The organism is Streptomyces sp. 130, from assembly GCF_007096885.1.
Lineage (GTDB): Bacteria > Actinomycetota > Actinomycetes > Streptomycetales > Streptomycetaceae > Streptomyces.
In genome coordinates, this window is the sequence record NZ_VJNO01000101.1 from 1 (window position 1) to 1,398 (window position 1,398).

General features: G+C 67.9%; 1 protein-coding gene. It reads right to left on the reverse strand.

The window, feature by feature from the left end; genetic code table 11:
• Window positions 1-1,398, reverse strand: a 1,398-nt coding sequence (locus tag FKN01_RS32160) for an amino acid adenylation domain-containing protein (RefSeq protein WP_185993083.1), incomplete at both ends; no start/stop codon positions are given.

Genomic DNA, 1,398 nt, shown 5'->3' on the forward strand with positions numbered 1-1,398 from the left:
GCGGTCGATCTTGCCGTTGGTCGTCAGCGGGAAGGCGTCCAGGACCACGACCACGGCCGGGACCATGTACTCCGGCAACCGCTCCGCGACGAACTCCCGCAGCACGCCCGGCTCGGCGTTGCCGGCGGTCACGTAAGCGATGAGCTGCTTGATCCCCGAACCCGTGGTCCGGGCGACCACCAGCGCCCGCTCGACCAATGGGTGCGCCGCCAGCGCGGCCTCGATCTCCCCCAGCTCGATCCGGAAACCACGCACCTTCACCTGATCATCGGCACGCCCCAGATACTCCAGCTCCCCCTCACGGCTCCACCGCACCAGATCACCCGTGCGATACAACCGCTCGCCAACCGCGTAGGGATCCGGCACAAACCTGGACGCCGTCAGCACCGGCTGCCCGACATACCCCCGGGCCAGTCCCGCGCCCGCGACATACAACTCACCCGCCGTGCCCGGCGGGACCCGCCGCAGCCGCGCATCCAGCACATACGCCCGCATCCCGTCCAACGGACGCCCGATCGGCACCTCCGACACCCCGGCCCCAAGAGCATCCATCCGATGACACGCCGCGAACGTCGTCGTCTCGGTCGGCCCATACCCATTGACGACAACCAGCCCCGGACACACCTCCTGCACCCGCCGCACCGCCGCCGGCGACACCACATCACCACCAGCCCACACCTGCACCACACCCGCAAAACACTCCGGATACTCCTGCGCCATCACCCCGAACAAACCCGCCGTCAACCACAACGCACGCACCCCACTCGAACGGATCAGGGACGCCAGCTCACCCGCATCCACCCGGCCCGGCGGCGCCACCACCACCTGACCACCATTCAGCAACGGCACCCACACCTCATACGTCGACGCATCGAACGAATGCGGCGAATGCACCAACACCCGCCCATGCGCCCCACCCGCAAACGCACCGTCACCCGCCAACGCCACCACGTCACGCTGCCGAACCGCCACACCCTTCGGCACACCCGTCGAACCCGACGTGAACATCACATAAGCCAACTGATCCGGAGCCACCACCACCCCAGAACCAGCCACCGGAACACGACCAGCCGTCGCAGCAACATCACCCGCCGTCACCGTCAGAACCACCCCGGCCGACTCACACACCCGCGCGCAATGCTCCTGCGACCACTCCGGGAACAACGGCACATAAGCACCCCCGGCCATCGCAACACCCAACTCCGCGATCACCAGCTCCGCACACCGCTCCATACGAATCGCGACCAACGACTCCGCACCCACACCCCGCTCACGCAACCAACCCGCCACCTGCCGCGCCCGCACATCCAGCTCGGCAAAGCTCAACCGCACCTCACCGAACTCCACCGCCAACGCCCCCGGCACCCGCGCCACCTGCTCCGCGAACACCTCCGGAAT